12 protein-coding genes and 4 tRNA genes are annotated in these 14,862 nt (G+C 66.9%); 5 read left to right on the top strand and 11 right to left on the bottom strand.

Features of this window, described 5'->3' with window-relative positions:
* Position 1 precedes the first annotated feature (1 nt).
* From AC1RRS_RS13270 to AC1RRS_RS13280, 3 genes are all read left to right on the top strand, one after another.
* A tRNA-Asp gene (locus AC1RRS_RS13270) sits at positions 2-78 on the top strand.
* A 69-nt stretch (positions 79-147) separates the two neighbouring features.
* Positions 148-224, top strand: a tRNA-Asp gene (locus AC1RRS_RS13275).
* A 139-nt stretch (positions 225-363) separates the two neighbouring features.
* Positions 364-1,377, top strand: a complete 1,014-nt coding sequence (locus AC1RRS_RS13280; RefSeq protein ID WP_492855557.1) for an LLM class flavin-dependent oxidoreductase — start codon at positions 364-366, stop codon at positions 1,375-1,377.
* Between the two features lie 6 nt (positions 1,378-1,383).
* Here AC1RRS_RS13280 and AC1RRS_RS13285 read toward each other — a convergent pair whose 3' ends face one another.
* Positions 1,384-2,589, bottom strand: a complete 1,206-nt coding sequence (locus AC1RRS_RS13285) for a glycosyltransferase family 4 protein (protein WP_492855621.1) — start codon at positions 2,587-2,589, stop codon at positions 1,384-1,386.
* A 203-nt stretch (positions 2,590-2,792) separates the two neighbouring features.
* On the opposite strand from AC1RRS_RS13285, the gene AC1RRS_RS13290 reads away from it, so the two are divergent.
* A complete protein-coding gene (locus tag AC1RRS_RS13290) occupies positions 2,793-4,043 on the top strand; it encodes a glycosyltransferase (protein WP_492855558.1) in 1,251 nt (416 codons plus the stop codon).
* A gap of 3 nt (positions 4,044-4,046) precedes the next feature.
* Here the strand turns inward: AC1RRS_RS13290 and AC1RRS_RS13295 are convergent, their stop codons facing one another.
* The 5 genes from AC1RRS_RS13295 to clpX all read right to left on the bottom strand — a co-directional run bounded on the left by AC1RRS_RS13295 (position 4,047) and on the right by clpX (position 10,014).
* The gene (locus tag AC1RRS_RS13295) at positions 4,047-4,415 is read right to left on the bottom strand and encodes a GFA family protein (protein WP_492855560.1); all 369 of its coding nucleotides are present in this window, start codon (positions 4,413-4,415) and stop codon (positions 4,047-4,049) included.
* 74 nt (positions 4,416-4,489) lie between these two features.
* A tRNA-Val gene (locus AC1RRS_RS13300) sits at positions 4,490-4,564 on the bottom strand.
* Positions 4,565-4,675: 111 nt separating this feature from the next.
* Positions 4,676-4,954 (bottom strand): HU family DNA-binding protein, encoded by a 279-nt coding sequence (locus AC1RRS_RS13305; RefSeq protein ID WP_110117750.1) that lies wholly within the window; start codon positions 4,952-4,954, stop codon positions 4,676-4,678.
* Positions 4,955-5,100: 146 nt separating this feature from the next.
* A complete protein-coding gene (gene lon, locus AC1RRS_RS13310) occupies positions 5,101-7,500 on the bottom strand; it encodes an endopeptidase La (RefSeq protein WP_492855562.1) in 2,400 nt (799 codons plus the stop codon).
* Between the two features lie 1,251 nt (positions 7,501-8,751).
* Positions 8,752-10,014: an ATP-dependent Clp protease ATP-binding subunit ClpX gene (gene clpX / locus AC1RRS_RS13315; protein WP_058350342.1), complete on the bottom strand. Its 1,263-nt coding sequence runs from the start codon at positions 10,012-10,014 to the stop codon at positions 8,752-8,754.
* A gap of 344 nt (positions 10,015-10,358) precedes the next feature.
* On the opposite strand from clpX, the gene AC1RRS_RS13320 reads away from it, so the two are divergent.
* Positions 10,359-11,030: an HAD-IB family hydrolase gene (locus tag AC1RRS_RS13320; RefSeq protein ID WP_492855563.1), complete on the top strand. Its 672-nt coding sequence runs from the start codon at positions 10,359-10,361 to the stop codon at positions 11,028-11,030.
* A gap of 37 nt (positions 11,031-11,067) precedes the next feature.
* Here the strand turns inward: AC1RRS_RS13320 and AC1RRS_RS13325 are convergent, their stop codons facing one another.
* The 5 genes from AC1RRS_RS13325 to AC1RRS_RS13345 form a co-directional block, all read right to left on the bottom strand.
* The gene (locus tag AC1RRS_RS13325) at positions 11,068-11,604 is read right to left on the bottom strand and encodes a Spy/CpxP family protein refolding chaperone (RefSeq protein ID WP_492855565.1); all 537 of its coding nucleotides are present in this window, start codon (positions 11,602-11,604) and stop codon (positions 11,068-11,070) included.
* Between the two features lie 138 nt (positions 11,605-11,742).
* Entirely contained in the window at positions 11,743-12,051 is a 309-nt protein-coding gene (locus tag AC1RRS_RS13330) for a hypothetical protein (protein ID WP_492855567.1), read from the bottom strand.
* A gap of 135 nt (positions 12,052-12,186) precedes the next feature.
* Positions 12,187-12,816 carry an ATP-dependent Clp protease proteolytic subunit gene (locus tag AC1RRS_RS13335; protein WP_110121833.1) on the bottom strand — a complete coding sequence of 210 codons (630 nt, stop codon included), beginning with the start codon at positions 12,814-12,816 and terminating at the stop codon, positions 12,187-12,189.
* Between the two features lie 183 nt (positions 12,817-12,999).
* On the bottom strand, positions 13,000-14,358 hold the full coding sequence (tig, locus tag AC1RRS_RS13340; protein WP_492855622.1) for a trigger factor: 1,359 nt from the start codon (positions 14,356-14,358) through the stop codon (positions 13,000-13,002).
* Positions 14,359-14,533: 175 nt separating this feature from the next.
* Positions 14,534-14,618: transfer RNA gene (locus AC1RRS_RS13345), tRNA-Leu, on the bottom strand.
* Positions 14,619-14,862: the final 244 nt, after the last annotated feature.

The following is a 14,862-nucleotide window of genomic DNA, read 5'->3' on the forward strand; positions in this document are numbered from 1 at the left end:
TGCGGATGTAGCTCAGTTGGTTAGAGCGCCGGCCTGTCACGCCGGAGGTCGCGGGTTCGAGCCCCGTCATTCGCGCCACCTTCTCCTGGAAGGTCGCGATCCGAGGTAAAAGCGAGCGCTTCGTAGGGTTTTACGACCTTACGCGACGCGGATGTAGCTCAGTTGGTTAGAGCGCCGGCCTGTCACGCCGGAGGTCGCGGGTTCGAGCCCCGTCATTCGCGCCACTTTCCCCCTCCCCCATTTTTTGAACTGCCCAGACAAGCGCCTCGTGCTGCTGCTTGTACGCGCGTTCGCGACGCCGACTGCGACAAATTGTGTCCGCGGACGGTTGTTACCGAGCGGTCGCATCCCGATCTAGCGGGCATGACTCAGCCCGCCGATATCCCGCTTTCCGTCCTGGATCTGTCGCCGGTTCCTCAAGGAACATCGGTCAGTAAAGCCTTGGCCAATACTTTGGACCTCGCGCGTCATGCCGAGTCTCTAGGTTTCCACAGGTTTTGGCTGGCCGAGCACCACAACATGCCCGGCATCGCCAGCGCCGCCACAACCGTGGTGATCGGTCACGTGGCCGCCGGAACCTCGAAGATTCGAGTCGGGTCGGGCGGAATCATGCTGCCGAACCACGCGCCGCTGATGGTCGCCGAGGCTTTCGGTACGCTGGCGGCCCTGCATCCGGGCAGAATCGATCTGGGTCTGGGCCGCGCGCCGGGCACCGACCAGGCCACCATGCGGGCGCTTCGCCGCTACATGGGCGGGGTCGACCGCTTCGCCGAGGACGTCGTCGAGCTGCAGCAGTGGTTCAAGCCGGCCTCGGAAGACCAGTCGGTGCGCGCCGTGCCGGGCGAAGGACAGGACGTGCCGATGTGGCTGCTGGGCTCCAGCACCTACGGCGCGCAGCTGGCCGCGGCGCTGGGCCTGCCCTACGCCTTCGCCGCCCACTTCGCGCCGGACCAGCTGATGGAGGCGATCGAGGTCTATCGCCGCGGCTTCCGGCCGTCCGAACAGCTGGACAAGCCCTACTTCATGATCTGCATCGGGGTGTGCGCGGCCGACACCGACGAGGAGGCGCGACGCCTGTTCACCTCGACCCAGCAGCAGTTCCTGGCCCTGCGCCGCGGCCGCCCCGGCCTGCTGCCGCCGCCGGTCGACGACATCACGGCCATCGCCGCCCCGCACGAACTGGCGGGCCTGGATCATACGTTCCGTTATTCGGCGATCGGCTCGCCGGAAACCGTCGCCGCCAAGGTCAAGGCCGTGATCGCCGCCACCGGCGCCGACGAGGTGATGGCCGCCTCGCAGATCTTCGACCACGCCGCGCGGCTGCGCAGCTACGAGATCCTGGCGGGCCTGCGCGGCGAGTTGCGCCAAGCCGCCTAGACGACGTCAGTGCGAGGCGGCGGCTTCCGCCGCTTCGCCGACGAACGCCCGCGAACCGGTAAGGCGTCCGTAGATTCCGGTCAGGCGCTCGAATACGGGCGTCCAGCCGTGCCGGGCCTCGGCCCGCTGGCGCGCGGCGCGCCCCAGGGCGGCGACATCGCGGGCGAACAGCGCCTCGACCGCCTCGGCAAACACTCCGCCTTCCGAGGCGGACGCCAGCATGCCGACGGCTTCATCGACGCTTTCGGCCACGCCGCCGGCGTCGATGCCGACCACCGGCAGGCCGCAGGCCATGGCCTCCAGCACGATCAGGCCGAAAGGCTCGTTGTCGTTGGCGTGCACGAAGGCGTCGCAGCCGGCCAGGATGGCGGCCAGGGCTTCGGGATCGCGCTGATAGTCCATCGAGATCACCCGATCACTGGGCCGCGCGCCCGCCCCGGCCCCGACCAGCAGCAGGACATAGGGCTCGCCCAGCTTCTCGACGGCGTCGACCAGCACGTCGAGCTTCTTTTCGCGGGCCGGGCGGCCGGCGAAAACGAGAATGCGATGGCGGTCGGTCAGGCCCAGGCGCCGGCGCAGGGCCGCGCGGTCGCCGCGCGCCGGATGGAAGGTGTCGACGTCGACGCCCAGCGGCAGGCCGATGGCGTCGCGCACCCCCGCTTCCACGAGCCGGCCGGCGATGAAGTGGCTGGGCGCCACGACCTGGTCGAACTGGCGATAGATCGCCGCCCAGCGTTTCTGGACCGGCTTTTCGGCCCACTCGCCGATATGCAGAGCCGCCAGGGCGCCAAGATCGGTGTGGCAGAATCCGACGACCGGCACGCCCATGGCGTCGCCCGCCTTCAGCGCCGCCAGACCGGGGGTGTAAGGGTCGCCGGCCTCGATGATGTCGGGCCGCTGGCGAATCAGCCGCTCCATCCAGCTGGTCTTGCCGATCGGCCAGCGGTAGCCGTCGCCGAACGGCAGAGGCGCGGCGTAGATCGACACGCGGCCGTGGCCGTCGTGGGCGTCGCGCGGCCCGGGCACGACCAGGGTGTGGCGCACGCTCGGGCGATTGGCGGCCAGCCAGGCGCGTTTGGCGTTGAGATATCGGCGCACGCCGCCGCTGCGCGGCGCGTAAAGCATTGTGGTGTCGATCAAACGGGCGGGCCGACCTGAGGCGGATCGAATCTGCGGCGCGCCGGCTTCGGGGCTCGGCGGGGAAGTGGGCAGAAGATCGATCACGCCGTACCTCGCTGTTGCAGCGGGGCCGTCTTACGCGGCCGCCAAGCGATTAAGGTGCTCAGCGACGGGAGGTTCCCCCGAAGCTTGGCCGCTGTCCAGCGGCTCGCCGCGCCACCCTACGTCGTGCCCGCGCCAGGCGCAAAAACATCTGATACGAGACCGTTCGCTAGGTTGCGTAGGGGGCGAGGATCATGGCGCGGTTTCTGTTCACGACCTGGGAGGGCGGCGGTCACGTCCAGCCGCTGCTGATGGTCGCCGCCGACCTCGCCGCGCGCGGTCACGAGGTGCTGGCGATCAGCGATCCGGCCAACGCCGCCGACGCCGCGGCGCTGTCCGTGCCGTTCCGCGCCTGGACGACCGCGCCGTTCCAGACCGGCAAGTCCCGCGATGACGACCGGCTGCGTGACTTCGAGGCCGACAATCCGATGGCCGTCATCGAGCGCCTGCTCGACCGGGTGATGACCGGCCCGGCCGCGTCTTACGCCCGCGACGTGCTGGAGGCGCTGGACGATTTCCCCGCCGACGTGGTGGTCAGCCAGGAGCTGCTGCTGGGCGCGATGATCGCCGCCCAGGCACGGGGAACCAAGCTCGCCCTGCTGGCCGCCAATGTCTGGTCGCTGCCGAACCTGCCCGGCGCGCCGCCGTTCGGGGCCGGCATGGCCCCGGCGGCCGACGACCAGGAGCGGGCCATGCAGGCGATGGTCGCCCAGATGGCGCGCGGCCTCTTCCAGTCGGGCCTGCCGGCGCTGAACTCCGCCCGGGCCGAGCACGGCCTGCCTGAACTGGCCGACCTGTTCGCGCAGTACGAGGCCGCCGACGCGATCCTGCTGGCGACCAGCCCGGCCTTCGACTTCGCGCCCGATCCCCTGCCCGCTCCGTTCGCCCATGTCGGCCCCTATCTGGCCGATCCGGCCTGGGTGGAGACCATTGAAGTTCCGCAAGGCGACGCGCCGCTGGTGCTGGTGTCGTTCTCGAGCCTTTACCAGGCGCAGGAAGCGACGCTTCGCAACGTGATCGCCGCCCTTTCCGCCCTGCCCGTCCGCGCCCTGGTCACGACCGGCCCGACCCTGGATCCCGCCGAGTTCGAGGCCCCGGCCAATGTGAAGGTCGTGCGTAGCGCCCCTCACGGCGCCTTGCTGAAGAACGCCGCCGCCTTCGTCACCCACGCCGGCCACGGCTCGACCCTGCGGCCGTTGATGGAAGGCGTGCCCCTGCTGTGCCTGCCCATGGGCCGCGACCAGAACGACAACGCCATGCGCGCCGCCCACCGAGGCGCGGCGATCACCCTGGCGCCGGACGCCTCGCCGGAGAAGATCGGCCAAGCCCTGACGCGGCTGCTGGGCGAGCCGGCCTGGCGCGAGGCGGCCAAGGTTCTGGGCGGTCAGATCGCCGCCGACGCCAAGGGCCGCGGCGCCGCCCAGGCGCTGGAGGCCTTGCTCTGAGGTTCACCAGTCGTCGCGGCCGTTGAGGTGGTTCACCGGCAGCGGTGACAGGTCGAAGCCCTCGAGCAGGCGAGCGTTGATGGCGACGCGGGGATTGTCGTAGTCGGCCTGGCCGCTGCTGAAGTCGGGAAACTGGCTGTAGGTCCCGCAGCCGCAGACGCCGCAGTGATGATGCGTGCCCATGTAGTCGCCCCACTGGTAGGTCGCGACCCGGTCGCGGGCGGTCAGCAGCCTGAAGGCGGCGAGCGGGTAGTAGGCGACCAGATTGCCGCGCTTGGAGCAGAACGAGCAATTGCAGTCGGCGAGTTCGGTCGGCTCGGTCTCGACCTGGAACTGGACGGCGCCGCAGTGGCAGCTTCCCTTGACGGGCATGACGATCTCCCTTTTCGGCGTCGGAACGCCTGGGAGACTGCCGAAGATCGCTGACAGTTCGTGTCAGCAGTTCCTGGTGGGCGGTGAGGGGATCGAACCCCCGACCCTCTCGGTGTAAACGAGACGCTCTACCGCTGAGCTAACCGCCCGCTCGGGAATGGAGCGCGCTTCTAGCCGCCGAATGGCGGTCTGGGAAGCACGCATGAAAAAGGGCGGGACGCCGTTGGAACGCCCCGCCCCTTTGAAGACCGAAAACGGGATTAACCGTTCAGGGTGGTCTTCAGGCCTTCACCGACCTGGAAGCGGGCGGTCTTGGAGGCCGGACGCTCGACGGTTTCACCGGTGCGCGGGTTGCGCGCGGTGCCCGCGGCGCGGGTCACGGCCTTGAAGGTGCCGAAGCCCACCAGACGCACGTCCGAGCCCGACTTCAGCGAAGCGGTGACGGTGTCGATGAAAGCTTCCAGGGCGTCCTTCGCCTGGTTCTTGTTGATGCCCGCCTTTTCGGCGATCGCCGTGACGAGTTCGGCTTTTGTGGTCATTTTTATCTCCCAGCCAATAAGCGGCGGCGCTGCAACAGCTTACGCCGCTTCGCTCGCCGGGAAGTATGCGGGGAACGCTTGCCCCGTCAAACGAAGGCGGCGCGGAAAATTCCCGCGCCGCCCCAGTTATCAACAATAAGTTACTGTTAGTGCGTGAGAACCGCGTCGTCTCCGGCTTCATCGCCCTTCGCGGGGCTCGCCAGAGGCTCCTCCGATTCGCTCCACTCGACCGGAGTCAGGGGCCCGGTGAGGGCGTGCTTGAGCACTTCGTCGACCGTCGAGACCGGAATGATCTCGAGACCGGCCTTCACCGATTGCGGCACGTCGACGAGATCCTTCTCGTTTTCCTGCGGGATCAGCACCGTCTTCACGCCCGAACGCAGGGCCGCCAGCAGCTTCTCCTTGAGGCCGCCGATGGCGGTCACCCGGCCGCGCAGGGTGATCTCGCCGGTCATGGCGATGTCCTTGCGGATCGGGATGCCGGTCAGCACCGAGACCATGGCCAGGGCCATGGCGATACCGGCCGACGGACCGTCCTTGGGCGTGGCGCCGTCCGGCACGTGCACGTGGACGTCGGTCTTCTCGAAGATCGGCGGCTTGATGCCGAACGCGGTCGCCCGCGAGCGGACGTAGCTGTTGGCCGCCGAGATCGACTCCTTCATCACTTCCTTGAGGTTGCCGGTGACCGTCATGCGGCCCTTGCCCGGCATCTTCACGGCTTCGATGGTCAGGATGTCGCCGCCGAACTCCGTCCAGGCCAGACCGGTGACGATGCCGACCTGGTCGACTTCGTCGGTCTCGCCGTAGCGGTACTTCTTGACGCCGGCGTACTTGGCCAGACGCTCGTCGTCGATCGTGATCGAGGTGATCTTCTCGCGCGACAGGTCACGCACCGTCTTGCGGGCCAGGGCGCCCAGTTCCCGCTCCAGCGACCGCACGCCGGCTTCCCGGGTGTAGTAGCGGATCAGGTCGCGGATCGCCTTTTCCGGGACGATGAACTCGCTGTCCTTCAGGCCGTGATCCTTGGCCAGCTTGGGCAGGACGTGACGCTTGGCGATCTCCAGCTTCTCATCCTCGGTGTAGCCGGGGATGCGGATGATCTCCATGCGGTCCAGCAGCGGCTGGGGCATGTTCAGGCTGTTGGCCGTGGTGACGAACATCACCTGGCTCAGGTCGTAATCGACCTCCAGATAGTGGTCGCCGAAGGTCGAGTTCTGCGACGGGTCCAGAACTTCCAGCAGGGCCGAGGCCGGATCGCCGCGATAGTCGCTGCCCATCTTGTCGATTTCGTCGAGCAGGACGAAGGCGTTGGTGGTCTTGGCCTTCTTCATCGACTGGACGACCTTGCCGGGCATCGAGCCGATATAGGTGCGGCGGTGACCGCGGATCTCGGCCTCGTCACGCACGCCGCCGAGGCTCATGCGCACGAATTCGCGACCCGTCGCCTTGGCGATCGACTTGCCCAGCGAGGTCTTGCCGACACCCGGAGGACCGACGAGGCAGAGGATCGGGCCCTTCAGGGAGTTGGTCCGGGCCTGCACGGCCAGGTACTCCAGGATCCGCTCCTTGACCTTGTCCAGACCGTAGTGGTCGGCGTCGAGGATCTCCTCGCTCTCGTTGAGATCGATCTTCTTGGTCTTGGCCTTGCCCCACGGGATCGACAGCAGCCAGTCCAGATAGTTGCGGACCACCGTGCTCTCGGCCGACATCGGGCTCATGTTGCGCAGCTTCTTCAGCTCGCCCTCGGCCTTGGCCCGGGCTTCCTTCGAAAGCTTGGTCTTCTTGATGCGTTTCTCGAGCTCGATCAGTTCGTCGCGCTGATCGTCGGGGTCGCCCAGCTCGCGCTGGATCGCCTTCATCTGCTCGTTCAGATAATACTCGCGCTGGGTCTTCTCCATCTGGCGCTTCACGCGCGAGCGGATCTTCTTCTCGACCTGCAGCACCGAGATCTCGCCTTCCATGAGGGCGAAGACCTTCTCCAGGCGCTTGGTGACGTCGAAGATTTCCAGCAGATGCTGCTTGTCGCCGATCTTCACCGACAGGTGGGCGGCGATGCTGTCGGCCAGCTTGCCCGGCTCGGCGATCTGCGGGATCGACGCCAGGGCCTCGGGCGGCACCTTCTTGTTCAGTTTGACGTAGTTCTCGAACTGCTCGACGACGGCGCGCGAAAGGGCCTCGGCCTCGGGACCGGCGCCCTGGTCTTCGCTGACTTCGCCGACCTGGGCCTCGTAATAGGCCTCCTGCTCGGTGAAGCGCACGACGGCGGCGCGGCCCTTGCCCTCGACCAGCACCTTGACGGTGCCGTCGGGCAGTTTCAGCAGTTGCAGCACGGTGGCCAGCACGCCGACTTCGTAGATGTCGGCCGGAGCCGGATCATCGTCGGCGCTGTTCTTCTGGGTGACGAGCAGGATCTGCTTGTCGCCGCGCATCACTTCCTCGAGGGCGCGGACGGATTTGTCGCGCCCAACGAACAGCGGCACCACCATGTGCGGGAACACAACGATATCCCGCAGGGGCAACACAGGAAGCGTACGGATCTCAGACATGTTTTCACTCCCGGCCGGCGCGCGAAACTCGCGCCTTGCCACGCGGACCGCCGTCACTTCAGACGATGCGCCTGAGTCGTACGGTCCGTCCGCCCGGGACTGGGCGGATGGTCGTTATTTATGTGGACCTTTTGCGACGCGGTTCAAGCGTGCTCGCCCGCCAGCGGCGACGAGTCGCGCATTGGTGGTGAGGCTGGATATTTCGGTCGCGCGGCGGGCTGAGCCATGGGGGATTTCGCCGCTTGGCCGCTGACGCAGCGGCATATCGTTTCCTCGCCGCAGTGCGAGAAAGCGTGATCCTTCTCCCCTCGCGGGAGAAGAAAGGAACCTCCCCCTGTGGGGGAGGCGATCGCGCAGCGATCGGTGGGGGGTGTTGGTGCGAAATCGGCAAGCGCTCCGAAAGCTGAAACCGTCCCCCCACCGGCCTTCGGCCGCCTCCCCCACGGGGGGAGGTTCCTTGGGATGCGGACACGGCTTCTCAGGCTCCCGCGCAGTTGCGCGTTAGGTCGGGGAGGCGCGGAGCGGCCGGGCGGAGCCCGGAGACCGTGATGTGGTTTAGCGTTTCGGCTTCGTCAGACCGCTCCGCCGCACCGTAGGCTCGAAGGACCGGGGGCGCGGGTGCTTTTTCAACCCTGGACCCGGTTGTCCCTCGGACGGGCAGGACCAATAGCCCCGCGGTGATCCGGCGGCGCCTCGGCTGATCCTGTTAGGCCGGTTTGAAACGATCCCGACCCTGTCGACCCGCTTGTCTCGTCACGGAACGGCTTGGCGGCCCAATCACGCCTTCTGAGCGATCCTGCAAACCCGCCCTTCCCATGACGCCCCAAGCGGCCCCGCTCGATGCGATCCACAGCCGCTAACTCGGGCCGGTACCAAGAGCCCTCCCCATGGCTGGGATGGCTTTGATTATGGGGCGGCTCGAGTGGGGGAGGATAAGTTGGGGTTATAAAGTTGTAGGGCGTTGAGTTGGTTGGATTCTTTTCCGATTACGCCGTGTGAGCAGCGTGCGTAAGCCCCGATCCTTCTCCCCTTGCGGGAGAAGGTGGCGGCCGAAGGCCGTCGGATGAGGGGTCTCTCAAATGGGAGACGCTTCCGCCCGGCCTAACCGCCGCACGCGGCTTCGAGATTTGAGAGACCCCTCACCCGACCTCGCTCCGCGAGGCCACCCTCTCCCGCAAGGGGAGAGGGAAAAAGAAAACGGCGGGTCCTGGGGACCCGCCGTTCTCATCTCTCAAGCGATGCAGCCAGGCCTTAGGCCGAGGCCGCTCCGCCCTTCTTTTCGGCGTAGATCAGCAGCGGCTGGGCGCGGCCTTCGACGACCTCGGCATTGACCACCACTTCCTCGACGCCCTCGTAGTTGGGCAGTTCGAACATGGTCTCCAGCAGGATGCCTTCCATGATCGAGCGCAGGCCGCGGGCGCCGGTCTTGCGGGCGATGGCCTTCTTGGCGACGCCGTGCAGGGCGTCCTCGGTGAAGGTCAGGCCGATGTTCTCCATCTCGAACAGGCGCTGGTACTGCTTGACGAAGGCGTTCTTCGGCTCGGTCAGGATCTTCACCAGGGCGGCCTCGTCGAGGTCTTCCAGGGTGGCGATCACCGGCAGACGGCCGATGAATTCCGGGATCAGGCCGAAGCGCTGCAGGTCGTCGGGCTCGACGCCGCGCAGGATCTCGCCGGTGCGACGGTCTTCCGGATCGGCGACCTTGGCGCCGAAGCCGATCGACTTGGCCGAACCGCGGGCCGAGATGATGCGCTCGAGGCCCGCGAAGGCCCCGCCGCAGATGAACAGGATGTTCGTCGTGTCGACCTGCAGGAACTCCTGCTGCGGATGCTTGCGCCCGCCTTGCGGCGGCACGGAGGCGACGGTGCCTTCCATGATCTTCAGCAGGGCCTGCTGCACGCCTTCGCCCGACACGTCGCGGGTGATCGACGGGTTGTCGGACTTGCGGCTGATCTTGTCGATTTCGTCGATGTAGACGATGCCGCGCTGGGCGCGCTCGACATTGTAGTCGGCGGCCTGGAGCAGCTTCAGCACGATGTTCTCGACGTCTTCGCCGACGTAACCGGCTTCGGTCAGCGTCGTGGCGTCGGCCATCGTGAACGGCACGTCGATGATTCGGGCCAGGGTCTGGGCCAGCAGGGTCTTACCCGTGCCGGTCGGACCGACCAGAAGGATGTTCGACTTGGCCAGCTCGACATCGTTGTTCTTCGAAGCGTGGTTCAGGCGCTTGTAGTGATTGTGCACCGCGACCGCGAGCACCTTCTTGGCGTGACCTTGCCCGATCACGTAGTCGTCCAGGACCTCGCAGATCTCGCGCGGCGTCGGAACGCCGTCCTTGGACTTCACGAAGGCGATCTTGTGCTCTTCACGGATGATATCCATGCAAAGCTCGACGCATTCATCGCAGATGAACACGGTGGGTCCGGCGATGAGCTTGCGCACTTCATGTTGGCTCTTTCCGCAGAAAGAACAGTACAGGGTGCTCTTGGCGTCGCCGCTGGCGGCTTTCGTCATGGTCGCTTCTCACGCTAGGGCGTTTACGGCGAAAGCCGCTACCGCCGACCCCCACGCGTATCCCGCCACCGAAGCAACAGGATACCGAACGGGAGTTGTCTAATCCTTGACATTCCCCGATCCGAACGCGCGGCACAAGCCTTGGAGCCCGTTTCCGGCGCCAAGTTCGTGGATGTTTCGCGTCTGATCATGGGATTCCATCCCTAGATGGGACGACTGTAGGCCAAAGCAAGCGCCAGACGGGGTGTGGAACATCGACGCAGGCTCTAAGCTTTTCGAACACAGCCGGAATCGTGCTGCAAGCGGCGCCGTTAAAAGGAGTTCGCCCGAGGGGCGGAGACGAAATGGCCGAGACCCAAGAAACGGCGCCGGGCGCGTCGCACGACGCTCACGCCCCGACCCACACCGAAGCCAGCCCGCCGCTGGTGGCCTTCGACTTCGACGGCACCCTGACGGTGCGCGACAGCTTCACGGCTTTCCTGAAGTGGCGGGTCAGCGGCGGCCGCTGGACGATCGGCATGATCCGCCTGGCGCCGGCCGCCCTCTCCTACCTGTTCCATCGCGACCGGGGCCGCATCAAGGCCGCGGCCATCCGCGAATTCCTCAAGGGCGTGCCGCAGGAGCGGCTGGAGGCCCAGGCCCGCAAGTTCGCCGAGGGGCATGCGCAGAGCCTGTTCCGCCCCGACGCCCTGGCGGTGTGGCGGCGCTGGCGGGCGCAGGGGGCCAGGATGGTCATCGTCACCGCCTCGCCCGACCTGGTGGTGGCCCCGTTCGCGCGCGGCATCGGCGCCGACCTGCTGATCGGCACCAGGCTGGCCTTCGACCTCAACGGCAAGGTGGTCGGCTCCCTCCTGGGGCCCAACTGCCGGGGTCCCGAGAAGGTGGTGCGCCTGCGCGAGACCTTCGGCGAGAACATGAAGCTGGCCGCCGCCTACGGCGACACCTCGGGCGACACCGAGATGCTGGCCATCGCCCAGGAGCGCGGCTACCGCATCTTCAAGGGCAAGCCGGTTTAGGGGGATCCTCCCCCTTGAGGGGGAGGATCTTGGTCGCCTACTCCACGCCCGCGCCGGCCTGGGCGAAGCCCGTCGGGAGCTGGGTGGTGCTGACCGACAGGCTGCCGATCACCGAATAGGCCTGGTCGAAGACCGCGCGCTGGTTGGCGTCGAGCGACTTGTAGAGCCGCCCCATGGCCTTCACGCGGCGCTGCTCGAAGGCCAGCTGCTCGCGCTGCAAGACGAGGCCGGCCCTGGCCTGGGCGAGCGGGGTCTCGTCCTCGGGCGCGACGACGGCCAAAACGAGGCCCGAGGGCTTGGCGTTCGAGGCCAGGATGAAGTCGCGCCAGCGGCCCTGCTGGGCGGGGGTCAGGGAGAGGTTCTGCCGCAGGGTCGCCAGGCCCGCCGTGACGCCGTCCTGCAGCAGGCGGTCGGAGACGATCTGCTGCACCTGCTCGGGGCTGACGGCCAGCCGCATGGTGGCGACGCCGTGCTGGGGCGTCGGATCGGAAAGACCCTGGGCGTGGGCGGCGGCGCCCGCCAGGCTCAGGAAGGCCGCGCAGGCCGAAAGCAGCGAAAGGCGGCGGAGGGTCATGGCCGGGCTCCGGGGAGAAAGGATCGTCATGCGATCCTTGTCGCCGCCCTGCCCGGCCGATCTGGGGCCTGTTTGTTTCGTCTTTCCCCGCGCCCCGGCCCAACTCGGCCATAAACGCCCCGCGTTCGACGGTGAACGCTACAGGAAGCGCTGGAGGAGATTGGCCGGCTTCAGGTTCACCTTGCCGGCCGAGGCCTTGCAGATGTAGCTGCCGCCAGGGGTCTTGCCGAACTTCTTCCAGCCGGCCCGATGATAGATGCGCTTGTTCTGGGCCCAGACGACCTCGTCGCCCTTGCACCCGGCCTGGGCGCGCTGGACGGTCGAGAACTCGGTGATCAGCGCGTCGCCGCCGGGGGCCTGCGGACACCACATCGTGCACTGCGCCGCGGCCGCCCCGGCTACGAGAACGCCGGCCAGCAGAGCCGCCGACGCCACAGCGGCCGACACAGTCCTTGCCCGATTTCGCATGGTGATCCTCCCCCTCCAGGAAGATCATAGGTTGAGGCCGAAACCTACGCAACGCGCACGAAAAAGCCGCCGACCTCGCGGCCGGCGGCTTCGTCTTCAGATCGTCAGCTGGCTTTAGGCGCCGGCTTCCGAGCTTTCGCGGTTCTCGTGGATCTGGTCGATCAGGCCCCAGGCCTTGGCTTCCTCGGCGCTCATGAAGTTGTCGCGGTCCAGGTCGCGCTCGACCTCGTCATAGGTGCGGCCGCAATGCTTGACGTAGATCTCGTTCAGGCGGCGCTTGGTCTTGGAGATGTCCTCGGCGTGACGGACGATGTCCGAGGCCTGGCCGCGGAAGCCGCCCGACGGCTGGTGCACCATGATGCGGGCGTTCGGCAGGGCGACGCGCTGGCCGGCGGCGCCGGCGCAGAGCAGCAGGCTGCCCATCGAGGCGGCCATGCCCATGCACACGGTGGTCACCGGGCTCTTGATGTATTGCATGGTGTCGTAGATCGCGAGGCCCGACGTCACCACGCCGCCCGGCGAGTTGATGTACATGGCGATTTCCTTCTTGGGGTTCTCCGACTCCAGGAAGAGCAACTGGGCGCAGATCAGCGAGGCCATGCCGTCCTCGACCGGGCCCGTGAGGAAGATGATCCGCTCCTTCAGAAGGCGCGAGAAGATGTCGAAGGCGCGTTCGCCGCGGCTGGTCTGCTCGACCACCATGGGAACCAGGTTCATCGCCGTCTCGACCGGATCGTACATCATGTGGGGTTCGCCCTTCTCAGAATGTCCTTGCGGGCGCGAATCACCGCCGCGCTCTCGCTCCTGACGCATATCGCGTGGCGCTTAACAGGTTGCAAGGCGCCGGCCCGAACGAACGCGCAAACGAAAAGGGCGCGGACCTTTCGGTCCGCGCCCCTCAATTCGTCACCCGAAGGGACGACGGCTTCAGCCGCCGTAGCCTTCCGGCAGGTCGTCTTCTTCCAGGAGCTCTTCCTTGGAGACTTCCTTTTCCTCGATCTTGGCCTTGCCGAAGATCAGGTCGACGACCTTGTCTTCGTAGATCGGGGCGCGCAGCGAGGCCTGCAGGTCGGCGCGCTGGCGGTACATGTCGAACACCTGCTGGGCCTGGGCGCCGTACTGGCGGGCTTCGCGGACGATCGCTTCGTTCAGTTCCTGGTCGGTGACGACCACGTCGTTCTTGCGGCCGATCTCGGCGAGCACCAGACCCAGGCGCACGCGGCGCTCGGCGATCTTGCGGTACTCGTCCTTCAGCTGGTCTTCGGTCTTGTCGGCGTCTTCCGGCGGCAGGCCGCCTTGCGACTTGTCGGCCTGGACCTGTTGCCAGATGCCGGCGAACTCGGCGTCGACCATGCGCGGCGGCAGCGGGAAGTCGTGCTTGGTGTCCAGCACGTCCAGCAGGGCGCGCTTCAGCTTGAAGCGGCTCGAGTTGGTGTAGCGGCCTTCCAGGTTCGACTTCAGCAGGTCCTTCAGGGCGGCCAGATCGGCCAGGCCCAGGCGCTTGGCCAGTTCGTCGTCCGGCTCGGCGTCGACCGGAGCGCGCACTTCCTTGACGGTGGTGGCGAACTCGGCGGCCTTACCGGCCAGTTCGGCGGCCTGGTAGTCTTCCGGGAAGTTGACCTTCACGGTGACGACGTCTTCCGGCTTGGCGCCGACCAGTTGCTCTTCGAAGCCCGGGATGAACTGGCCCGAACCGAGCACCAGCTCGGCGTCGTTGGCCGTGCCGCCGGCGAAGGCGACGCCGTCGATGGTGCCGACGAAGTCGATCAGCAGTTGGTCGCCGTCCTTGGCCTTCAGGCTCTTGCCCTTGCGCGGCTCGTAGGTGCGGGCCTGCTTGGCCAGCTCGGCCAGGGCTTCGTCGACTTCGGCGTCTTCGATCTTGTAGACCGGCTTGACCAGCTCGATCGAGGTCGGGTCGATCGGCTCGAACTCCGGCATGATCTCGACGGCCAGGTCGAAGGCGAGGTCTTCACCGCCGGCGATGACCTTGTCCATGTCAGACGTCGGCTTCAGGTCGGGCTGGCCGGCGGGGCGCAGCTTGTTTTCGTCGAGGATCTTCTGGGTGGTCTCGTTCAGCGCTTGCTCGATGACTTCGCCCATCAGGCCCTTGCCGTACAGGCGACGGACGTGAGCGGTCGGCACCTTGCCGGGGCGGAAGCCCTTGACGTTCATCTGCGGCGCGACTTCGGCGATACGAGCCTCGAGACGCGTGGCCAGCTCACTCGCGGGCACCGTAACGCCGTAAACCCGGCTGAGGCCTTCGCCCGACTTTTCAACGATCTGCATCGACATTCTTAGCTTCTCGGCTCTGGGCGCCCGCGCCCGTCGTCCGCCCCAGGGGTCAAAAAATCATAGCCGCCCACGTCACCGGGGGCGGCGAAAGAGCGCCCTTATGTCACGACACTTCGCGTCGATCAAAGGGTATGGCGTCGCCGCGCGCAAAACGCTGCGCGCGGCGACATGGTGCGGATGAGAGGACTCGAACCTCCACGCCTCTCGGCGCTGGAACCTAAATCCAGTGCGTCTACCAGTTCCGCCACATCCGCATGGGCGCAGAGCCTTAGCCGCGACCGCGACCGATTTGAAGTGGCGCCGCAGATTTTTCGCGCCAGGGCGGAACCGGCCAGCGCTCGCGTCGTTCTCATCGTGTCCCGTCGAGCGTAACGCCACGGGGCATTAACCGGCCCGGGCCTTGCCCCCCCGACTGACGCCCGGGCCGGTTTTCCCTCTCCCCCTCGATCAGATCTCGCGAATCCCTCAGCGCACGGACGTGCCGCTTGAATTTTCGTG

Source organism: Caulobacter sp. GW821-FHT12A07, from assembly GCF_058807655.1.